The organism is Falsiroseomonas sp. HC035 (assembly GCF_050563525.1).
In the GTDB taxonomy this organism is placed as follows: domain Bacteria; phylum Pseudomonadota; class Alphaproteobacteria; order Acetobacterales; family Acetobacteraceae; genus Falsiroseomonas.
Genome location: NZ_JBNXUN010000008.1, coordinates 95,875 through 115,501, shown reverse-complemented (window position 1 = coordinate 115,501; position 19,627 = coordinate 95,875). Strand labels below are relative to the sequence as shown.

At 69.7% G+C, this 19,627-nt stretch carries 17 protein-coding genes; 9 read left to right on the top strand and 8 right to left on the bottom strand.

The features are described from left to right. Positions 1-4 precede the first annotated feature (4 nt). From ACLF3G_RS17755 to ACLF3G_RS17725, 7 genes are all read left to right on the top strand, one after another. Positions 5-2,005 carry a M3 family metallopeptidase gene (locus ACLF3G_RS17755; RefSeq protein WP_430670743.1) on the top strand — a complete coding sequence of 667 codons (2,001 nt, stop codon included), beginning with the start codon at positions 5-7 and terminating at the stop codon, positions 2,003-2,005. Between the two features lie 58 nt (positions 2,006-2,063). Next, positions 2,064-3,698, top strand: a complete 1,635-nt coding sequence (locus ACLF3G_RS17750) for an alpha-D-glucose phosphate-specific phosphoglucomutase (protein ID WP_430670742.1) — start codon at positions 2,064-2,066, stop codon at positions 3,696-3,698. A gap of 181 nt (positions 3,699-3,879) precedes the next feature. After that, entirely contained in the window at positions 3,880-4,899 is a 1,020-nt protein-coding gene (locus tag ACLF3G_RS17745; RefSeq protein WP_430670741.1) for an amino acid ABC transporter substrate-binding protein, read from the top strand. Between the two features lie 140 nt (positions 4,900-5,039). Continuing rightward, positions 5,040-6,248 carry an amino acid ABC transporter permease gene (locus tag ACLF3G_RS17740; RefSeq protein ID WP_430670740.1) on the top strand — a complete coding sequence of 403 codons (1,209 nt, stop codon included), beginning with the start codon at positions 5,040-5,042 and terminating at the stop codon, positions 6,246-6,248. A 1-nt stretch (position 6,249) separates the two neighbouring features. After that, positions 6,250-7,587 (top strand): amino acid ABC transporter permease, encoded by a 1,338-nt coding sequence (locus ACLF3G_RS17735; RefSeq protein ID WP_430670739.1) that lies wholly within the window; start codon positions 6,250-6,252, stop codon positions 7,585-7,587. Then, positions 7,584-8,315: an amino acid ABC transporter ATP-binding protein gene (locus ACLF3G_RS17730; protein ID WP_430670738.1), complete on the top strand. Its 732-nt coding sequence runs from the start codon at positions 7,584-7,586 to the stop codon at positions 8,313-8,315. The genes ACLF3G_RS17735 and ACLF3G_RS17730 overlap by 4 nt, the downstream gene beginning before the upstream one ends. 78 nt (positions 8,316-8,393) lie before the next feature. Next, a complete protein-coding gene (locus ACLF3G_RS17725; RefSeq protein ID WP_430670737.1) occupies positions 8,394-8,711 on the top strand; it encodes a chorismate mutase in 318 nt (105 codons plus the stop codon). Positions 8,712-8,811: 100 nt separating this feature from the next. On the opposite strand, the gene ACLF3G_RS17720 is transcribed toward ACLF3G_RS17725, so the two are convergent. Beyond that, entirely contained in the window at positions 8,812-9,756 is a 945-nt protein-coding gene (locus tag ACLF3G_RS17720) for an isocitrate lyase/PEP mutase family protein (RefSeq protein ID WP_430670736.1), read from the bottom strand. A gap of 96 nt (positions 9,757-9,852) precedes the next feature. Here ACLF3G_RS17720 and ACLF3G_RS17715 point away from each other — a divergent pair, with 96 nt between their 5' ends. After that, a complete protein-coding gene (locus tag ACLF3G_RS17715; protein WP_430670735.1) occupies positions 9,853-10,428 on the top strand; it encodes a peroxiredoxin in 576 nt (191 codons plus the stop codon). 5 nt (positions 10,429-10,433) lie between these two features. On the opposite strand, the gene ACLF3G_RS17710 is transcribed toward ACLF3G_RS17715, so the two are convergent. The 3 genes from ACLF3G_RS17710 to ACLF3G_RS17700 are packed head-to-tail and all read right to left on the bottom strand — an operon-like array spanning position 10,434 to position 12,810. Next, positions 10,434-11,480 (bottom strand): ArsO family NAD(P)H-dependent flavin-containing monooxygenase, encoded by a 1,047-nt coding sequence (locus ACLF3G_RS17710; RefSeq protein ID WP_430670734.1) that lies wholly within the window; start codon positions 11,478-11,480, stop codon positions 10,434-10,436. Further along, entirely contained in the window at positions 11,477-12,514 is a 1,038-nt protein-coding gene (gene arsB, locus ACLF3G_RS17705) for an ACR3 family arsenite efflux transporter (protein WP_430670733.1), read from the bottom strand. The genes ACLF3G_RS17710 and arsB overlap by 4 nt, the downstream gene beginning before the upstream one ends. Positions 12,515-12,516: 2 nt before the next feature. Beyond that, the gene (locus ACLF3G_RS17700) at positions 12,517-12,810 is read right to left on the bottom strand and encodes an ArsR/SmtB family transcription factor (RefSeq protein WP_430670732.1); all 294 of its coding nucleotides are present in this window, start codon (positions 12,808-12,810) and stop codon (positions 12,517-12,519) included. Positions 12,811-12,871: 61 nt separating this feature from the next. Between ACLF3G_RS17700 and ACLF3G_RS17695 the strand changes: the two genes are divergently transcribed. Continuing rightward, the gene (locus tag ACLF3G_RS17695; protein ID WP_430670731.1) at positions 12,872-13,567 is read left to right on the top strand and encodes a cysteine hydrolase family protein; all 696 of its coding nucleotides are present in this window, start codon (positions 12,872-12,874) and stop codon (positions 13,565-13,567) included. On the opposite strand, the gene ACLF3G_RS17690 is transcribed toward ACLF3G_RS17695, so the two are convergent. The 4 genes from ACLF3G_RS17690 to ACLF3G_RS17675 are packed head-to-tail and all read right to left on the bottom strand — an operon-like array spanning position 13,552 to position 19,624. Beyond that, positions 13,552-14,748 carry an MFS transporter gene (locus ACLF3G_RS17690; RefSeq protein ID WP_430670730.1) on the bottom strand — a complete coding sequence of 399 codons (1,197 nt, stop codon included), beginning with the start codon at positions 14,746-14,748 and terminating at the stop codon, positions 13,552-13,554. The two genes, ACLF3G_RS17695 and ACLF3G_RS17690, sit on opposite strands and share 16 nt — an antisense overlap. Beyond that, positions 14,745-16,073 carry an FAD-dependent oxidoreductase gene (locus ACLF3G_RS17685; RefSeq protein ID WP_430670729.1) on the bottom strand — a complete coding sequence of 443 codons (1,329 nt, stop codon included), beginning with the start codon at positions 16,071-16,073 and terminating at the stop codon, positions 14,745-14,747. The genes ACLF3G_RS17690 and ACLF3G_RS17685 overlap by 4 nt, the downstream gene beginning before the upstream one ends. Continuing rightward, a complete protein-coding gene (locus ACLF3G_RS17680; protein WP_430670728.1) occupies positions 16,070-16,486 on the bottom strand; it encodes a PadR family transcriptional regulator in 417 nt (138 codons plus the stop codon). Before ACLF3G_RS17680 ends, ACLF3G_RS17685 begins: the two co-directional genes overlap by 4 nt. A gap of 48 nt (positions 16,487-16,534) precedes the next feature. Continuing rightward, the gene (locus ACLF3G_RS17675; protein WP_430670727.1) at positions 16,535-19,624 is read right to left on the bottom strand and encodes an efflux RND transporter permease subunit; all 3,090 of its coding nucleotides are present in this window, start codon (positions 19,622-19,624) and stop codon (positions 16,535-16,537) included. Between the last annotated feature and the right edge of the window lie 3 nt (positions 19,625-19,627).

The window sequence follows — 19,627 nt, the reverse complement described above, 5'->3', positions numbered from 1 at the left end:
ACGGATGACCGAGAACCCGCTGCTGACCGCCTGGACCACGCCCTTCGGCGTGCCGCCCTTCGACCTGATCCGCCCCGAGCACTTTCCGCCGGCCTTCGACCAAGGCATGGCGGAACAGCGTGCGGAGATCGCCGCCATCGCCGCCGCGCCCTCCAGCTTCGCCACTACGGTCGAGGCGCTGGAGCGCAGCGGCCGGACGCTGGACCGCGTGCGCTCCGTGTTCTTCAACCTGGTCTCCAGCCAGGCAACCGAGGCGCTGCAGGCGATCGAGCGCGACTACGCGCCGCGCTTGGCCCGCCATCGGGCGGAGGTCACGCTGGACCCTGGCCTGTTCGCCCGGGTGTCCGACCTGCTGGCGCGGCGAGATGAGCTCGGCCTGGCGCCGGACCAGGACCGCCTGCTGGTGCGGCTGGAATCCGGCCTGCGCCGCGGCGGCGCCGCGCTGGATGCGGCGGGGCGGGAGCGGATGGCGGCGATCTCCACCCGGCTGGCGGTGCTGCACACGCAGTTCGGCCAGAACGTGCTGGCCGACGAGAATGAATGGCAGATGGCGCTGGCGGCCGATGAGCTGGATGGCCTGCCGGACTTCGCCATCGAGGCGGCGCGGGAATCCGCGCGGGAACGTGGCGTAAAGGGCCATGTCGTCACCTTGTCGCGCTCCTCGATCGAGCCGTTCCTGACCTTCTCCACCCGCCGCGACCTGCGCGAGGTGGCCTGGGCCGCCTGGGTCGCCCGTGGCACCGGCACCCGCGACAACACGGTGCTGATCCGCGAGATCCTGGCGCTGCGGCGGGAACGCGCCCGGCTGCTCGGCCATGCCGACTACGCCGACTGGCGCCTGGCCGACAACATGGCGCGCCACCCCGAGGCCGCCGGCTCGCTGCTGCGCCAGGTGTGGGAACCCGCGAAGCGCCGCGCGGCGGCGGAGCGGGCGGAGCTGGAAGCCCTCGCGGGCCACGCCATCGCGCCCTGGGACTGGCGCCACTACGCCGAGCGTGTTCGCCGCGCGCGCCATGCGGTGGATGAGACGCTGACGAAGCCGTATTTTTCGCTGGAGGGCATGCTGCGGGCGGTTTTCGACACGGCGCGGCGCCTGTTCGGCGTGCGCTTCGTCGAGCGCCCGGACATTCCCGTCTACCACCCGGATGTCCGCGCCTTCGACATGCAGGACGAGGCCGGCGCGCATCGCGGCGTGTTCCTGCTCGACAGCTTCGCCCGCCCCGGTAAGAAGTCCGGCGCCTGGATGAGCAGCTTCCGGAGCGGCGAATCGCTGGACGGGCCGGTGACGCCGATCGTGGTCAACAACAACAACATCGCGAAATCCTCGCCCGCCCTGCTGTCCTTCGACGAGGCGCGGACGCTGTTCCACGAGTTCGGCCACGCGCTGCACGGGCTGCTGAGCACGGCGAAGCATCCCTCGCAGTCCGGCACCGCCGTGCTGGCGGATTTCGTGGAGTTCCCGAGCCAGGTGCTGGAGCATTGGCTGGAAGTGCCGAAGATCCTGCGCGAACACGCCCGCCATCATGAGACCGGGGAGGCGCTGCCGGATGCGCTTCTGAACGCCATCCTGGCGGCACGGCGCGAAGGGCAGGGCTTCGCCACGGTCGAATTCGTCTCCTCCGCGCTGATCGACCTGGCCCTGCACAAGCATCCGGAGCCCGAGGCGCTGGACGTGGTGGCCTTCGAACAGGAATTCCTCGCTGGGATCGACATGCCGGAGGCGATCGGCCTGCGCCACCGCCCGCCGCATTTCCAGCACCTGTTCGCCGGCGGCGGCTATGCCGCGGGCTACTACGCCTACATGTGGGCGGAGGTTCTGGACGCCGACGCCTTCGAGGCCTTCGAGGAAGCCGGCGACCCCTTCGACCCGGCGCTGTCGGCCCGGCTGAAGGACATCTACCAGGCCGGCGACACAAGGGACCCGATGGAGCTCTACGTCGCGTTCAGGGGACGCCCACCGCAGGTTGATGCGCTGCTGCGGAACCGCGGTCTGCTGGAGGCGTAGCGCAAGGGCTTGCCGCCGTCGCCGCACCGGGGTGATGGTGCGACGACGGGAGAAACACATGCAGATCCGACGCGTGGCCACGACCCCCTTTGCCGACCAGAAGCCCGGTACCTCCGGCCTGCGCAAGAAGGTCACGGTGTTCCAGCAGCCGCACTACGTCGAGAATTTCGTCCAGGCGATCTTCGACACGCTGGGCAAGGCCGTGCAGGGCGCGACGCTGGTGGTCGGCGGCGACGGACGCTTCCTGAACCGGGAGGTGGTGCAGACCACGCTGAGGATCGCCGCTGCCAATGGCTTTGGAAAGATCCTGGTGGGGCAGGGCGGGCTGCTGTCGACTCCGGCCGCCTCGAACCTCATCCGCATCTCCGGTGCCCTCGGTGGCGTGGTGCTTTCGGCCAGCCATAATCCGGGCGGACCGGACGGCGATTTCGGCATCAAGTTCAACGCCGCGAATGGCGGCCCGGCGCCCGAGGACATCACCGGCGCCATCCATCGCCGCGCCAGCGCCATCAACGAGTTCGCCCTGGTGGAGGCGCCGGACCTCGACCTGGACCGGCTTGGCGAGACGCGGCTCGGCGACTGCACGGTGTCCGTCCTGGACCCGGTTGCCGACTACGCCGCGATGATGCGGAAGCTGGTGGACTTCGAGGCCATCGCGGCACTTTTCCGCGGCGGCTTCCGCATGCAGTTCGACGCCATGTGCGCCGTGACCGGTCCCTATGCCCACGCCATTTTGGAAGGCGACCTCGGCGCCGCGCCGGGCACCGTGCGGAACGGCACGCCGCTGCCGGATTTCGGCGGCCATCACCCGGACCCGAACCCGGTTCATGCGGCGGAACTGATGCAGGCGATGTTCGGCGCCGATGCGCCGGATTTCGGTGCGGCCTCCGATGGCGACGGCGACCGCAACATGATCGTGGCGCCCGGCCTGTTCGTCACGCCGTCCGACAGCCTGGCGATCCTGGCGGCGCAGGCGCATCTGGCGCCGGGCTATGCGCACGGCCTCGCCGGCGTCGCGCGATCCATGCCGACCAGCCGCGCGGTGGATCGGGTGGCAAAGTCGCTCGGGATCGAGTGCTACGAGACGCCGACGGGCTGGAAGTTCTTCGGCAACCTGCTCGATTCCGGTCGCATCACCCTGTGCGGCGAAGAATCGGCCGGCACCGGATCCGACCATGTGCGGGAAAAGGACGGGCTCTGGGCCGTGCTGGTCTGGCTCAACATCTTGGCTGCCACGGGCAAGCGGGCGGATGCCATCGTGCGCGAACACTGGGCGCGTTTCGGCCGCGACTACTACACGCGGCACGACTACGAGGAAGTGGAATCGGACGCGGCTCAGGCGTTGATGCAGGCGCTGCGCGGGCGGCTGGCCGCGCTGCCGGGCCAGCGCTTCGCCGGCCTGACCGTCTCCGCCGCCGACGACTTCGCCTACACTGATCCGGTGGATGGCTCCGTCACCACCGCGCAGGGCGTGCGCATTTTGTTCGCCGAGGATGCGCGTGCCGTGTTCCGCCTGTCCGGCACCGGCACCGTCGGCGCCACGCTGCGCGTCTACCTCGAGCGCTTCGAGCCTGACCCGGCGCGGCACGGGCTGGACACGGCGGAGGTGCTGGCCCCGGTCGTGCAGGCGGCTGCCGAAATCGCCGAGATCGCCCGCCACACCGGGCGCGGCGAGCCCTCCGTGGTTACCTGATGCCGCGCTAGGGTGGGCGGCGCCCGACTATTATTGGACTTGAAACGGATTTCCGATGCCCGTAGCGTGAACGGAGGAGCGGTGTCTGGCGAAGACCAGTGCACAGCACGCAGGCCGATTGGCCGCGGCACACCGATCCGGGGGTTTCCGCTGCAGCTTCTGGGAGTTCGTTGGGATGAAGATGAGTGTTTCGCTGCTCGTTGCGGCGGCGGCGACGTTTGGCATGGCCGCGACGGCCACGGCACAACAGACTTTGCAGCAGGTGCGCCAGCGCGGCAGCCTGAACTGCCAGGTCGGCCTGCCGACGCCGGGCTTCTACGCCCTGGCCGCGAACGGCACCTGGTCCGGCATGGACGTGGATGTGTGCCGCGGTGTCGCCGCGGCGATCTTCGATGATCCCAGCAAGGTGCAGTACCAGTCGGTAACTTCTGCGGTGCGGTTTACCTCGATCGCCAATGGCGAGTCGGACGTGTTGTCCCGCACCACCACCTGGACCGCGGTGCGTGACGGTCAGCTCGGCCTCGAATTCGCCGGCGTGAACTTCTACGATGGCCAGGGCTTCGTGGTGCCCCGCGCCTCCAACGTCACCTCCGCACGCCAGCTCGATGGCGCGACGATCTGCGTGCTGACCGGCACGACGACGGAGCTGAACCTGGCGGACTACTTCCGCGCCAACAACATGCGCTTCACCGCGGTGACGAACGAGAACGTCAACGTGCTGGTCGAGACCTATCTCGGCGGCGGCTGCGATGCCTACACCAACGACAAGTCGGGCCTCGCCGCCCGCCGGTCCGCCTTCCCGACCCCGAACGACCACATGATCCTGCCGGAGACCATCTCCAAGGAACCGCTCGGCCCGGTGGTGCGGCACGGCGACAACAACTGGGGCGACATCGTCCGCTGGGTGCTGTTCGGCATGATCGAGGCCGAGGAGATGGGCGTCACCTCCGCCAACGTCACGCAGATGCTGCAATCGCCGAACCCCGGCATCAAGCGGCTGCTGGGCGTGGAGGGCAATGTGGGCCAGGGCATGGGCCTGCCGAACGACTTCATGGTGCGGGTGCTGCGCCATGTCGGCAACTACGGCGAGATCTATGAGCGCCATGTCGGCGCCAATACGCCGATCGGCATCCCGCGCGAGCGTTCGCTGAATGCGCTGTGGACCAATGGCGGCATTCTCTACGCCATGCCGTTCCGCTGAGGCGTGGCCTGAGAAGCTTCGCTCCGCCGAAGGTTGAACCGGTCGGCCGGGCCGCGATGGGTTGAGGCCGGGGGTCACGCACAGGGCGTGGCCCGACCTGCGGCCGTCACGCGGCGTCGTGCCCCTGAACAGGGCCGCCCATGTCCCAGACGACTCTTCCCCGCCGCAACCCGACGCGTCCGCTATCGCTGTCCCCCGTCGCGCTGCTGAATGACGCGACGGTGCGCGCGGTGCTGTACCAGGCCATCACCTTCATCTGCGTCGTCGGGCTGATCTGGTACCTGGTCTCCAACACGATCGAGAACATGGCGACGCGCGGCATGTCCGCGGGGTTCGACTTCCTCGACGTCTCGGCCGGCTTCAACATCGCCTTCACGCTGATTCCCTATCGGGAAGGCGACAGCTACTTCCGGGTGTTCCAGGTCGGCATCGCCAATACGCTGCTGGTCGCCATCATCGGCGCGGTCTTCGCCAGCGTCCTCGGCCTCGTCATGGGCCTCGCCCGGCTGTCCAACAATTGGCTGATCCGCACGCTGGCGCGCTGGTACATCGAGATCCTGCGCAACACGCCACTGCTGCTGCAAATCATCGCCTGGTATTTCGGCGTCTTCAACCTGCTGCCCCTGCCGCGCGCCAGCATCCACTGGGGCGGCGTGATGTACCTCAACAACCGCGGCGCTTATTTCCCGGCGCCGGTGGCCCAGGAAGGTTTCGGCCTGGTGCTTCTGGTACTGGCAGCCGCAGTCGTCGGCGCCGTGGCGCTACGCTTCTGGGCGCGCAAGCGGCTGCGGGAAACCGGGCGACCATTTCCGGCGGGACTCGTCGGGCTGGCGCTGGTGGTGGGGCTGCCGACGCTGGTGTTCCTGGCGCTGGGCTCGCCGCTCGGCTGGAACTGGCCGGCGCTGCGCGGCTTCAACTTTGTCGGCGGCTTCTCCGTCCCGCCGGCCTTCTGCGCGCTGATCGTCGCGTTGTCGATCTACACCTCGTGCTTCATCGCGGAGATCGTGCGCGCCGGCATCCAGTCCGTGGGCCATGGCCAGACGGAGGCGGCGCGCGCGCTCGGCGTGAAGCCTTCGCGGACCATGCGCTTCATCATCCTGCCGCAGGCGATGCGCGTCATCATCCCGCCGCTGATCAGCCAGTACCTGAACCTGACGAAGAATTCCTCGCTGGCCATCGCGATCGGCTTCCCCGACCTGGTCAGCGTCTGGATGAACACTTCGCTCAACCAGTCCGGCCGGGCAATCCCGATCGTCGCCATGACGATGGGCTTTTACTGCGCGGTCAGCCTCGGCGTGTCCTTCGTGCTGAACCTCTACAACCGTCGCATCCTGCTGAGGGAACGCTGAGATGTCGGATGCGCCCCTGGTCTTTGCGCCGAAGCCCGCTGACCCGCCGCCATCCTCGACTGTCGGCGTGATCGGCTGGATGCGCGCGAACCTGTTCTCCAGCGTGCCCAACGCCATCCTGACGATTCTCGGCGCCTGGATCTTCTACGTCACCTTCCGTGCCATCATCGACTGGGCGCTGGTGAACGCGGTGTGGGAGGCGGAGAATCGCCGCCAATGCCTCGACATGGTCGGCCGCTCCGGTGCCTGCTGGCCGGGCGTCGCGCAGTGGATTCCGAACCTGATCTACGGGCTGTATCCAAAGGACCAGGTCTGGCGCATCAACACCGGCTTCCTGATCCTGCTGGCCTGGGCGGTGCCGCTGTGGCTTCCGCGCGTGCGGTCAAAGGTTGCGATCGGGCTGAGCCTGGTGCTGCTGTACCCCTTCCTCGCCTCCTACTTCTTCTTCGGCGGCGCGCAGTCGCTGGTCTGGACGGCGCTGATCGCGCTCGGCGGCGCCGCCTTCCTGTGGGTCTGGCTGACGACGCTGGCGGAGATGCGCTTCGGAGTCGATTTCGGCGCCTTCGTCGCGCGGCTGGTGGGCGGGCCATCGCAGACGGATGAAAAGGCGCGACGGATCGGGCAGATGGCGCTGCTGGCGTTGTATGTGCTGGCCTTCTTGCTGGTCTCGCAGCTCAGCTTCACGGAAGTGCCGACGCGGGTCTGGGGCGGGCTGTTCCTGACCCTGGTGATCTCCGGCATCGGCATCGCCTTCTCGCTGCCCGCCGGCATCCTGCTGGCGCTCGGCCGGCGCTCCACCATGCCGCTGATCCGGGTGTTCTGCGTCACCTTCATCGAGCTGTTCCGCTCGGTCCCGCTCATCACCATCCTGTTCATGTTCAACACCATGCTGCCGCTGTTCCTGCCGCAGGGGGTGGAGGTGAACCGGCTGCTGCGCGCCATCGTCGCCGTCTGCCTGTTCGCCGCCGCCTACATGGCGGAGATCGTGCGCGGCGGGCTGCAGGCGATCCCGAAGGGCCAATACGAGGCCGCCGCCGCCATGGGCCTCGGCTTCTGGCAGTCCACGACCCTCATCATCCTGCCGCAGGCGCTGCGCATCATGATCCCGTCCATCGTCGGCAACTTCATAGGCCTGTTCAAGGATACCACGCTGGTCTCCATCATCGGCCTGTTCGACATGCTGAGCATCGCGCGCGCGGTGGGGGAGGACACCCGCTGGCTCGGCCTGTTCATCGAGCCGTTCTTCTTCATCACGCTGATCTACTTCGTGTTCTGCTTCCTGATGTCGCAGTACAGCCTGAACTTGGAACGGCGCCTCGGCGCCGGGCAGCGCCGATGAAGGCCGCGATTGAACTCGTCGGCGTCAGCAAGTGGTTCGGCACCTTCCAGGCGCTGAAGGGTATCGACCTGACGGTGGCGGAGGGTGAAAGGGTGGTGGTCTGCGGTCCGTCAGGCTCCGGCAAATCCACCATGATCCGTTGCATCAACCAGCTGGAGCGCCACCAGAAGGGCGATATCCGCATCCATGGCCGCGCCTTCGGCGGCGATGCGAAGAACGACGCGGAAATCCTGCGCGAGACCGGGATGGTGTTCCAGTCCTTCAACCTGTTTCCGCACATGACGGTGCTGGAGAACTGCACCTTCGCCCTGACCTGGGTGAAGCAGATGCCGCAGGCGGAAGCCCAGGCGCTGGCCATGTCGCACCTGGAGCGGGTGCGCATCCCGGAACAGGCGCGCAAGTATCCGCTGCAACTGTCGGGCGGCCAGCAGCAGCGCGTCGCCATCGCCCGCGCGCTGTGCATGGCACCCCGCATCATGCTGTTCGACGAACCGACCAGCGCCCTCGACCCCGAAATGATCAAGGAGGTGCTGGACGTGATGATCGAACTGGCCGGCACCGGGATGACCATGGTGGTGGTCACCCACGAGATGGGCTTTGCGCGAACCGTTGCAGACCGCGTGGTCTTCATGGACCAGGGTGAGATCGTCGAGCAGGCGGCGCCGGAGGTGTTCTTCTCCGCCCCCCGCTACGACCGCACCCGGCTGTTCCTGAGCCAGATCCTCTGACCCCCGGGGGACTTGCCTTCGCGCCGCCAAGGGGGTTCTGCTAAAGGCGGAACGCAGCAGCCAGGCAGGACAGCGCAGATGCCCGAAGACACCACGGCCGATCCGGCCGCCACGGAGGACCTCTGGCGACTGCGCCGCAGCATCGACAACCTTGATACGGCGCTGGTCGCCATGCTCGCCGAGCGGTTCCGGGTGACGCGGGAGGTCGGCCACCTCAAGGCCCGCCACCGCTTGCCGCCGGTGGATGTGGCGCGGGAGGAAGCCCAGGTCGCCCGCCTGCGGGAGATGGCCGGCCGCGCCGGGCTGGACGAGGACTTCGCCGAGGAATTCATTCGGCGGGTGATGGCGGAGGTCGTCCGCCAGCATCGGCTGATCGCCCAGGGTGAGACGGGCTGACGCGTATCCTGCCTCAGGCGCCGGCGGCCCTCCGGGCCTTGGCTGCGCGGCACTGGCCGCGGCGCCCGTTCGGGCGCCGGGCCGCCCTTGGCCACGCCGCTCAGGGCGAGGCGGGCTGATCAACCCGCAGGTACCGGTCCTCCAGCGCCCGCCAGGTGGCGTTGTCGAACAACTCCCACAGCGCGCCATGGCTCAGCATCCGCCCGGACATGGCGTTGGAACTGCCGGTGTCCTTCAGCGAGGCCAGCATCTCCAGCCCCGCCTTGGCGAACAGCCGCGTCAGGGCGTTGGGGTAGATCGCCAGGCGGAAGCCCAGTTCCTGCAGGCGCTCCGCCGGCAGGATCGGCGTCTTGCCGCCCTCCACCATGTTGGCCAGCAGCGGCACCTCGGGGAAGGCGCGGCCGACTTCGGCCAGTTCGTCCTCGGATTGGGGGCTTTCCACGAAGATCACGTCGGCACCGGCCGCGCGGTACTGCCGGGCGCGGCCGATGGCGGCAGCCAGACCCTCGCCGGCGCGGGCATCGGTGCGGGCGATCACCACGAAATCCGGATCCCGCCGCGCCTCGACCGCCGCGCGGATGCGCATCTGCATGTCGGTGGCGGCGACCAGCTTGCGGCCAGGTTCATGGCCGCACTTCTTAGGCCATTCCTGGTCCTCGATCTGGATGCCGGAGACCCCGGCGCGTTCGTATTCGCGCACGGTGCGGATGACGTTCAGCGGGCCGCCATAGCCGGTGTCGCCATCGGCGATGACCGGGATGGAGACCACGTCGCAGATGCGGCGGATGCGGTCGATGATCTCGCCGAAGGACAGCGCCGCCACGTCCGGCGCACCGAGCGCGCTCATCGAGATGCCGGCACCGGTGATGTACAGCGCCGGGAAGCCGGCGGCCTCAACAAGGCGGGCTCCGACGCAGTCGAAGGCGCCGGGCGCGATGAACAGGTCGCGCCCGCCCAGAAGCTGGCGCAGGCGGCGGTTGCGGCCGGGCGAATCGGCGAAGCCGATCGGCAGGACGGGGCCTGGAGAAGCAGGGGCTTCGGGCATTTGGCGGACCTCCGGGTTGTTGGCCGCGGAGGCTATAGCAGGACCCTGTCCTGGACGAGTCGGGGGCCGCGGTCCACAACCACAAGGAAGCCGTGCATGGCCGAGCCGCATGATTTCAACAGCCTGCCGCCGGACCTGCCGGCGCCGCCCGATGACGGCGCCTGCGATGGGTTGGCGGGGCGGCGCCTGCCGGCCCTATCGCTGCCCTCCACCGCGGGCCGCATGGTGGCGCTGGACGCGCTGCCGGGGCCGCGCAGCGTGCTGTACTGCTACCCGATGACCGGCCGCCCCGGCGTCGCGCAGCCGGAGGGGTGGGACGGCATTCCGGGCGCGCGCGGCTGCACCGTGCAATCCTGCGGCTTTCGCGACCATGCGCGGGAGATGGCGGAGGCCGGCGCCACCGTCTTCGGCCTCAGCACCCAGGACACCGCCTACCAGCAGGAAATGGCCGCGCGCCTGCACCTGCCCTTCGAGGTGCTGAGCGACCCCGAGCTGCGCCTCGCCGGCGTCATCGGCCTGCCGAGCTTCGTGGCCGGCGGGATGACCTTGCTGCGGCGGGTCACGCTGGTGATCCGGGGCGGCGACCTGATCGAGAAGGTCTTCTACCCGGTCTTCCCGCCGGACCGCAGCGCCGTGGAGACGCTGGCCTGGCTGCGGGCGAACCCGGCCTGAGCCGTTCAGGCGAAGGCGATGGCCGCCACCGTCTCCCGCGCGGCCCGTGTCACGCCGGCCAGGGTGGCCGACGCGCTGCCGGTCCAATCCCCGTAGCCGAGCAGGAACAGCCGGGGCTCGGCCAGCGCCTGCCCCGCGGCGCCGACCCGGACCCGCCCATCCGGCTCCACCAGGCCGAGCGGCTTCAGGTGGGCGAGGGCGGGGCGGAAGCCGGTACACCAGATGATCGCGTCCACGGACAGCCGGCTGCCATCCGGCCAGATGGCCGCATCCGCCTCCAGCCGCGCGAAGGGCGGTCGGCTGGTCAGCACGCCGCGGGCGCGCGCCTCGACCACGGGCGGCACCATGACGATGTTGCCGAGATCTCCCTGTGGTGGCGGTGGGCGGCCTTCGCGTTCGGCGGTGATGCGGGCGGTGGCGCGGTCGAACAGCACGCGGCCATCGACCTCGTCCGGCAGGAAGACCGGCGGGCGTTCGGTCACCCAGGTGGCGCTGGCCGCGTGGCGGGAGACCTCGGCCAGGATCTGCGCGCCGGAATTGCCGCCGCCAACCACGAGCACGGACAGGCCGGCGAAATCCTGAGCGCGGCGGTAGCGGGCGGAATGGATCTGCTTCCCGGCGAAATCCGAGGCCAGGGGAGGGATGTACGGCGCGCTCCAGGTGCCGGTGGCGCTGATGACGGCGCGGGCCGTCCACCGCGCGCCGTCCTCCGCCTCCACCACCAGCCCGGCCTCCGCGCGCCGCACCGCCGCAACCCGCACCGGGCGCCGCACCTGCAAGGCGTAGCGCGCCTCGTAGGCCGCGAGATAGGCGATGACCTCATCGCGGGACGGATACCCACCGGCGGCTGCTGGCGGCATCGGCCAGCCGGGCAGGGAGGAATATTGCGCCGGGGAGAACAGCGTCAGCGAATCCCAAGCATGCCGCCAAGCGCCGCCCGGCGCTTCGCCGGCGTCGAGCATGACGAAGGACTGCTTCTGCCGCCGCAGGAAGTATCCGGCAGCGAGGCCGGCTTGCCCGGCGCCCACCACCACCACATCGAAGTCGTTCATGCCGTCGCCGGGAACCAGCGCCGGCCGAGCCGCAGCGCCACGCCGACCAACAGGATCAGCACCGGCACTTCCACCAGCGGCCCGATCACCGTGGCGAAGGCGACCGGCGAGGCCAGCCCGAACGCGGCGATGGCGACCGCGATCGCCAGCTCGAAGTTGTTCGAGGCGGCGGTGAAGGCGATGGCCGTGGTGCGCGGGTAATCCGTGTCGATCCACCGCCCCATGGCGAAGCTGACGACGAACATCACCACGAAGTAGATCGCCAGCGGCAGCGCGATGCGCAGCGCGTCCAGCGGCAGCCGCACCACATCGCCGCCCTTCAGCGCGAACATCGCGAAGATGGTGAACAGCAGCGCCGCCAGCGTCACCGGCCCGATCCGCGGCAGGAATTTCTGGGCGTACCAATTCTCGCCGTGCCGGCCGACCAGTACGCGCCGCGTCAGGTATCCGGCGGCGAAGGGCACGCCGAGATACAGCAGCACGGCGCCGGCGATGGTGGCGAAAGACACCTGCACCACCTGGCCCTCCAGCCCCACCAGGGGCGGCAGCACCGACAGGAAGAACCAGGCATAGGCGCCGAAGAACAGCAGCTGGAAGACGCTGTTGAAGGCGACGAGCCCGGCAACATACTGGTTGTCGCCACGCGCCAACTGGTTCCAGACAATGACCATGGCGATGCAGCGCGCCAGGCCGATCAGGATCAGGCCCGTCATGTATTCCGGATGGTCGGACAGGAACAGCACGGCGAGCGCGAACATCAGCAGCGGCCCGATCACCCAGTTCTGCACCAGCGACAGCAGCAGCACGCGCCAGTCGCGGAACACCACCGGCAGCGCCTCGTAGCGCACGCGGGCCAGTGGCGGGTACATCATCAGGATCAGCCCGATGGCGATCGGCAGGTTGGTGCCGCCGACCGACGCGCCGTCCAGCAGTCGCGGCAGCGCCGGCAGCAGGTGCCCCGCGGCGATCCCTGCCGCCATGGCCGCGAAGATCCACCAGGTCAGGTGCCGGTCGAGGAAGGAGAGCCGCTGCATCGTCAAAGCACCTCGACCAGGGACTTGAACCGCGCCAGGGCATCCCGCCCAAGCCGATAGCAGATGCGCGGCCCATCCACCTCGCCCTCCACCAGCCCGGCCGCCTTCAGGATGCGGAGATGCTCGGAGACGGTTGATTGCGCCAGGTCGAGGTCGGCCACGATGTCGCAGCCGATGCAGGGGCGGCCGGCGGCCTCGTGCCGTGCCAGCAGGCGGAGCACGCGAACCCGGCTGGGGTGGGACAGCGCCTTGGCTAGCGCGGCCAGGGCTTCGTCGGAGGCAGTGGGTTCGTTCATCGTCGATGGACGATTTAAGCCGGCGCATGGCAGGCTGCAAGCGGCTTGGCGATGAGGTGGCATGATGGACTGGAAGACCGGCTGGCGATCCTTCTACTACCATGGCGCGCCCGCGGCGCCGGACCCGGTGCTGCTTCCTGGCCGCGTCGGTCTGCTGGTGATCGACGTGCAGAACACCTACCTCGAACGCCCCGACCCCGCCGGGCTGTCGCGCGAGGAACTGGTGCGTTTCCATGCCTGGACGCCGTTCCACACCCGCATGCACGGCACTGTCCTGCCCGCGATCCAGCGCCTGCTCGCCCGCTTCAGGGCCGATGGCAACCCGGTGTTCTTCGCCCGCATCGCCTGCCTGCGGCCGGATGGTGCGGACCGTTCGCTGAGCCAGAAGAAGCCCGGCTGGAACAACCTGCTGCTGCCGCATGACCGGCCGGATTCCGCAATCGTGGACGCCATCGCGCCGCTACCCGGCGAAATCACCGTGACGAAGACCACAGATTCCGCGCTGACCGGCACCAACCTCCGCCTGATCCTGGCGAACATGGGCATCACCCATGTGGTCTGCGCCGGCATCTTCACCGACCAGTGCGTCAGCTCCACCGTCCGCAGCCTGGCCGATGAAAGCTTCGACGTGATCGTGGTCGAGGATGCCTGCGCCGCCGGCCACGAGGACCTGCACCTGCGCGAGCTCGAAATCCTCAACCGCATCTACTGCGAGGTGATGCGGGTGGACGACCTGCTGGGCTACCTGCCCACCTGACGCGGCGCGGCCTCCGCCGGCACCGCGCGCAGCACCAGCAGCGCGAGGCAGGCGGACAGGCACAGGCCGGTGGTCAGCGTCAGCGCCGCCTGCACCCCCGCACCTTCCAGCAGCAGCCCGAAGGCCAGGGGCGCCGCCGCCTGCAACAGCCGCGCCGGCGCGCCGAGCAGCCCCTGCCGCGCGCCGTAGCCGCCCGGCCCGAACACCGCGAGCGGCAGCGTGCCCTTGGCGATGGTCATCACCCCATTGCCCATGCCGTGCAGCACGGCGAAGGCCGCCGCCGCAGGCCCGCCGAAGACCAGCAGCGCCACCGCCCCCAGCGGATGCCCGAGCACCGCGATGCGCGCCGAGACCAGCGGATGGAAGCGCCGCAGCAGTCCGAATTCCGCCACGCGCGCCGCCACCTGCGCCGGCCCGATCAGCGCGCCCGCCGCCACCGCCGCGGCCGCCGTGGCGCCGGCCGCCTGCAACAGCGCCGGCAGATGCGCCGCCATGGCCCCGGCGATGAACCAGGTGGCGGCGAAGACGAAGGCGAGCAGCGGCATCGCCAGCCGGCTCGGCGCCGGCCCGGCCTCCTCCGCCAGAGCGGCCTTGCGTTCCGGCGGCGGCGCCGGCGGCACCAGCAGCCGGTTCAGCGGCAGCCCCACCAGCACATGCAGCGCCGCCCAGGCGAGGCAGGCGCCGCGCCATCCCACCGCTTCCAACAGCAGCGCCGAGACGGGCCAGCCCACGGTGCTGGCGAAGCCCGCGATCAGCGTGATACCGGTGATCGGCCCGCGTGCCGCGCGCCCGTACAGCCCGGCCAGCGTGGCGAAGGCGGCGTCATACAGCCCCATCGCCATGCCGAGGCCGAGGACCATCCAGGCCGCCGCCATGCTCCACGGCCCTTGCGACAGGCCCAGTCCGCACAGCCCCGCGGCCAGCACCAGGTTTGACAGCGTCAGCATGCCGCGCCCGCCATGCAGGTCGATTGCCCGCCCCACCGCTGGCCCGGCCAGCGCCAGCAGGATCAGTGCGGCGGAGAAGGCGCCGAAGACCCAGGAGGTGGAGATGCCGAATTCCGCCGCCATCGGCGCCGCCAGGATCGCCGGCAGGTAGTAGGAGGACGCCCAGGCCAGGGTCTGCGCCGTGCCGAGCGCGATGACGACGCGCCGGGACCCGGCGGGCGCCGCCTCGCTCATCGTGGCCCGCAGCAGGATGCGGCCGGCGCCAACTGCGGCTTCGGCGCGCAGCAGATGCCCTGCGGCGTGGCTGGCGTGCAGCAGGCGGACGCCGCTTCCGGCACCAGGTCCGTGCTGCACACGCCGGTCTCCGGCAGCACCAGCTCCACCCGTCGCGCGGCGGCCGTATCGCCCGCCAGGAATGCCGCGATGCTGCGGACCTGTTCATGGCCCGTCGCCATCAGGAAGGTCGGCGCGCGACCGTAGCTCTTCATGCCGGCAATGTAGAAACGGGTTTCGGGGTGGCGCAACTCCGCCTCCCCATGCGGCCGCACCGTGCCGCAGGAATGCAGGTTGGGGTCGATCAGCGGCGCCAGGGCCGGCGTTGCCTCCACCGCCGGGTCAAGGCCAAGGCGGACCTCCCGCAGGAAGGACAGGTCCGGCCGGAAGCCGGTGGCGACGATCATGCGGTCCACCCGCACGGTCGTCGCGCGCCCATCCTGCCGCCCCGTCACGGCCAGCGCGCCGTTTTCTTCCGCGATCCGGTCCAGGCGGAACGGCGCCAGGGCGGTGACCGCGCCCGATTCCACCAGCACCTGCGCCCGCGCGCCGAGCGACCCCCGCGCCGCCAGCCCATCCCGCGCGCCGCCGCCGAAACTCACCGCGCCGAGCGGCCGGCGGAACGCCCACAGGATGCGGGTGCCATCGCCGAGCGCCGCCAGGTCCAGCACCGCATTCATCGCCGAATGTCCGGTGCCCACCACCAGGGTCGCCCTGCCTTGATAGGTCGCGCGGTCGGTGCCGAGCACGTCCGGGATGCCGGTGGCGATGCGCCCCGCCAGCGCCGCCTCGCCGGGTGCCGGCAGGCCATGGGCGCCGGCCGGGTTGGGGCTGCTCCAGGTGCCGGAACAGTCGATCACGGCCGAGGCCTCGATCTCCTCGACGCCACCACGTGTCTCGACCTGCACCACGAAGGGCGTCGCGTCCCGGTCCGCCGCATCGCGCAGCCTCCCGAGGTCGCGCCGCGCCACGCCAACCACCTTCGCGGACAGCCGGATGTCCGCGGCCAGCACCTGCGCGAGCGGCGCCAGGTACTGCGCGACCAGGTCGGCGCCGGTGGGATAGGCCTCGGGATCGGGCGCAGCCCAACCCTGGCGTTCCAGCAGGGTCCGCGCCGCCGCATCGATGTTGTACCGCCAGGGCGAGAACATCCGCACATGGCCCCACGCCAGCACGGAATGACCGATACGCGGCCCGGCCTCCAGCACCAGGGGGCGCAGGCCGCGGGCGCGCAGATGGGCGGCGGCGGCCAGGCCAGTGGGCCCGGCCCCGATGATGGCGATCATGCGTCTTCTCCTTCGGGAGCGCAGCAGCGGGGTTCCGGGTGGCCGAAGGCGCGGCCGGTGTCGGTCAGGGCGGCGGTGGCTTCCATCCAGGCGTCCAGCGCCACGGCGAAGGCGGCGCGCCCGGCCTCCGTCAGCGCATAGACCCGGCGCTGGCGGCCCTGCACCACCTCCTCCCGCACCGTGACGAAGCCGCCGGCGGCGAAGTCCCGCAGCACCGGATAGATGGTGCCCTCGGTGGGGGAACAGCAGCCGCCGGTTACACGCTCCACCCGGCGGGCGATGTCGTAGCCATGCTGCGGGCCGTCATGCAGCACGCGCAGGATGAAGAACTTCGACAGCCCCATCTTGATGGTGCCGGCCCAGTAGTCGCGGGCGCCGTAGTCGATGGAGGCAGGGCGGGGCAGGGGCTGCATGCGACGGAGCCTACGCGCATGCACCTCGATGCATCAACCCCCGATGCGTCAGGCTGGCGCCACCACCGGCGGCAGCCGCCGCCGCCGCGCCGCCGCCATGCGCTCGAAGGTCAGGTACACCGCGGGCGTCGTGTACAGCGTCAGAAGTTGGGACAGGATCAGCCCGCCGATGATGGTGATGCCGAGCGGCTGCCGCAGTTCCGCCCCGGGCCCGGTGGCGATGGCCAGCGGGATGGCGCCGAACAGCGCGGCCAGCGTGGTCATCAGGATGGGCCGGAAGCGTTCGCGGCAGGCCTCCAGGATCGCCACCATGCCACCCTCACCGCCCTCGCGCTCATGCGCCAGGGCAAAGTCCACCATCATGATGGCGTTCTTCTTTACGATGCCCATCAGCAGGATGATGCCGATCAGCGCGATGACGGTGAAGGGCGTGCCCGTCGCCAGCAGCGCCAGCAGCGCGCCGATGCCCGCCGTCGGCAACGTGGACAGGATTGTCAGCGGATGGATCAGGCTTTCATACAGCACGCCGAGCACGATGTAGATGGTGACCAGCGCCGCCAGGATCAGCAGCGGCAGGCCGGTGAGGAAGGTCTGGAAGGCGCGCGCATTGCCGGCGAATTCACCGCGGATGCTGGCCGGCATCTGGATGTCCAGCACCGCCTGTTCGACCAGCGCCGTCGCGGCACCAAGTTCCGTGCCCTCCGCCAGGCTGAAGCTGATGCTGGCCGCCGGGTACAGCCCCTGATGCGTGATCGAACGCGGCGCCACGCCCCGCTCCAGCCGCACCAGGGCGGCCAGCGGCACCGGCCCGTCGCGGCCCGGCACGAAGATGCCGGTGAGCTGGGAGGGATCTTCCGTCAGCCGCGGATCGATCTCCAGGATCACGCGATACTGGTTGCGGGCGCGATAGATGGTGGAGACCTGACGCTGCGCGAAGGCATTGTTCAGCGCGCCGCCGAGCGCCGAGATCGAAACCCCGAGCCGCGCGGCCGCATCGCGGTCGATCACCAGGCGCGAGATCAGCCCGGTGCGTTCCTGGTCGGAGGACACGTCCGTGACCTGGGGCAGGGTGCGCAACTGGTTCACCAGCCGCTCGCTCCAGGTGCCCAGCGCCTCCAGGTCCGGCGTCAGCAGAACGTACTGGTAGGAGGCGTTGCCCTGGCGGCCGCCGATGTTGATGTCCTGCTGCCCGCGCAGGAAGGTCTGCACGCCGGTGACGCGGGACAGCGGCGTGCGCAGCCGGTCGATGACCTGTGCCGCCGTTAGCCCGCCGCGCGCCGCGCGGGGCTTCAGCCCGACCTGCAACCGGATGCTGGCGGAGCCGAAGAAGCCGCCGCTGCCGAGCGAGGCGGAGACGCTCTCCACCGCCGGATCGGCACGGATGATGCTGACGACATCGTCCTGGTATCGGACCATCGCCTGGAACGAGGTGTCCGGTTGCGCCACGGCGGAGCCCTGCACCAGGGTGGTGTCCTGGTCGGGGAAAAAGGCCTTGGGCACCTGCATGTAGAGCCACACCGTCAGCACGACGAGGCCGCAGGTGAACACCACCGTCAGCCGGCGCCAGCGCAGCACGGCGCCAAGGCTGCGCATGTAGCCTGCGACGAGGCGGTCCATCGCCGCCTCGAAGCCACGCCCGAAGCGCCGGGGTGGCCGGGGTGCCGCGCTGCCCAGCAGCACCGCCAGCATCGGCGTGACGGTCAGCGAGACGATCGCAGAGATGGCGACAGCGATCGACAGCGTCGCGGCGAATTCGAAGAACAGACGTCCGACCACGCCGCCCATGAACAGTAGCGGGATGAACACCGCGATGAGGGAGACGCTCATCGACACCACGGTGAAGCCGATCTGCCGCGCACCCTCCAGCGCCGCCTCGCGCGGCTTCATGCCACGTTCGGTCATCCGCGCCATGTTCTCGATCATGATGATGGCGTCGTCGATGACGAAGCCCACCGAGATGGTCAGCGCCATCAGCGACAGGTTGTTCAGCGAGAATCCCACCAGCCACATCACTGCCAGCGTGCCGAGCAGCGACAGCGGCACGGACACCGCGGTCGCAAAGATCACCGATTTCCGGCGCAGGAACACCGCGACCACCAGCACCACCAGCACGATGCTGATGAGCAGCGTATGCTCCACCTCATCCACGCTGGCGCGAATGGTCTCCGACCGGTCACGCATGATGGAGATGTCGATGCCCGCCGGGATCCACCTTTGCAGGTCGGGGATCAGCGTGCGGATGCCGTCCACCACCTCCAGCACATTGGCATCGGCCTGCTTGTAGACCATCAGGATGACGGCGGGGCGACCGTTGTAGGACCCGGCCTGCCGCCGGTCGCGTGGCCCCTGTTCCACGCGAGCCAGGCTGGACAGGCGCACGATGGCGCCATCCGCCTGCTTCACCACGATGTCGCCGAATTCCTCCGCCGTCGCCAGCCGGTCGTTCACCGTGATGGCAGCGGCCTGGCGCTCGCCCTCGATCAGCCCGGTCGCCTGGGTGACGTTGGCGGCGGTGATGGCGGTGCGGATCTGGTCAAGTGAGACATTCGCCGCCGTCGCAGCTGCCGGATCGACCGCGACGCGGATGGCAGGCTGTTCGGCGCCGGAGAGGCTGACCTGCGCGGTGCCGTTCACCTGGGACAGCCGCGGCACCACCACGCTGTCGGCGGCGTCGTACACCTCGCCGGCGGTGCGGGTTTCCGAGGTCATCACCAGGATCAGCACCGGCGCGTCGCCGGGGTTCAATTTTCGGAAGCTGGGCGGATTCGAGAGTCCGGAAGGAAGATCGGCCTGCGCCGCGTTGATCGCAGCCTGCACGTCCCGCGCCGCGGATTCGATGGAACGCGAGAGCTCGAACTGCACGATGATGCGGGTGCTGCCGAGCGAGGAGCTCGATGTCATCTCGCTGATGCCGGGAATTTCGCCCAGCCGGCGTTCCAACGGTGCGGCGACGGAGGACGCCATGATGGCCGGGTCCGCGCCGGGCTGGCTCGCCGTCACCGCGATGGTCGGGAAATCCACCTTGGGCAATGGCGCCACCGGCAGGTCGAAATAGGCAACGAGGCCGGTCAATGCCAGGCCGATGGCCAGCAGGACCGTGCCGATGGGACGCGCGATGAAGGGGGCGGAAATCGACACGCC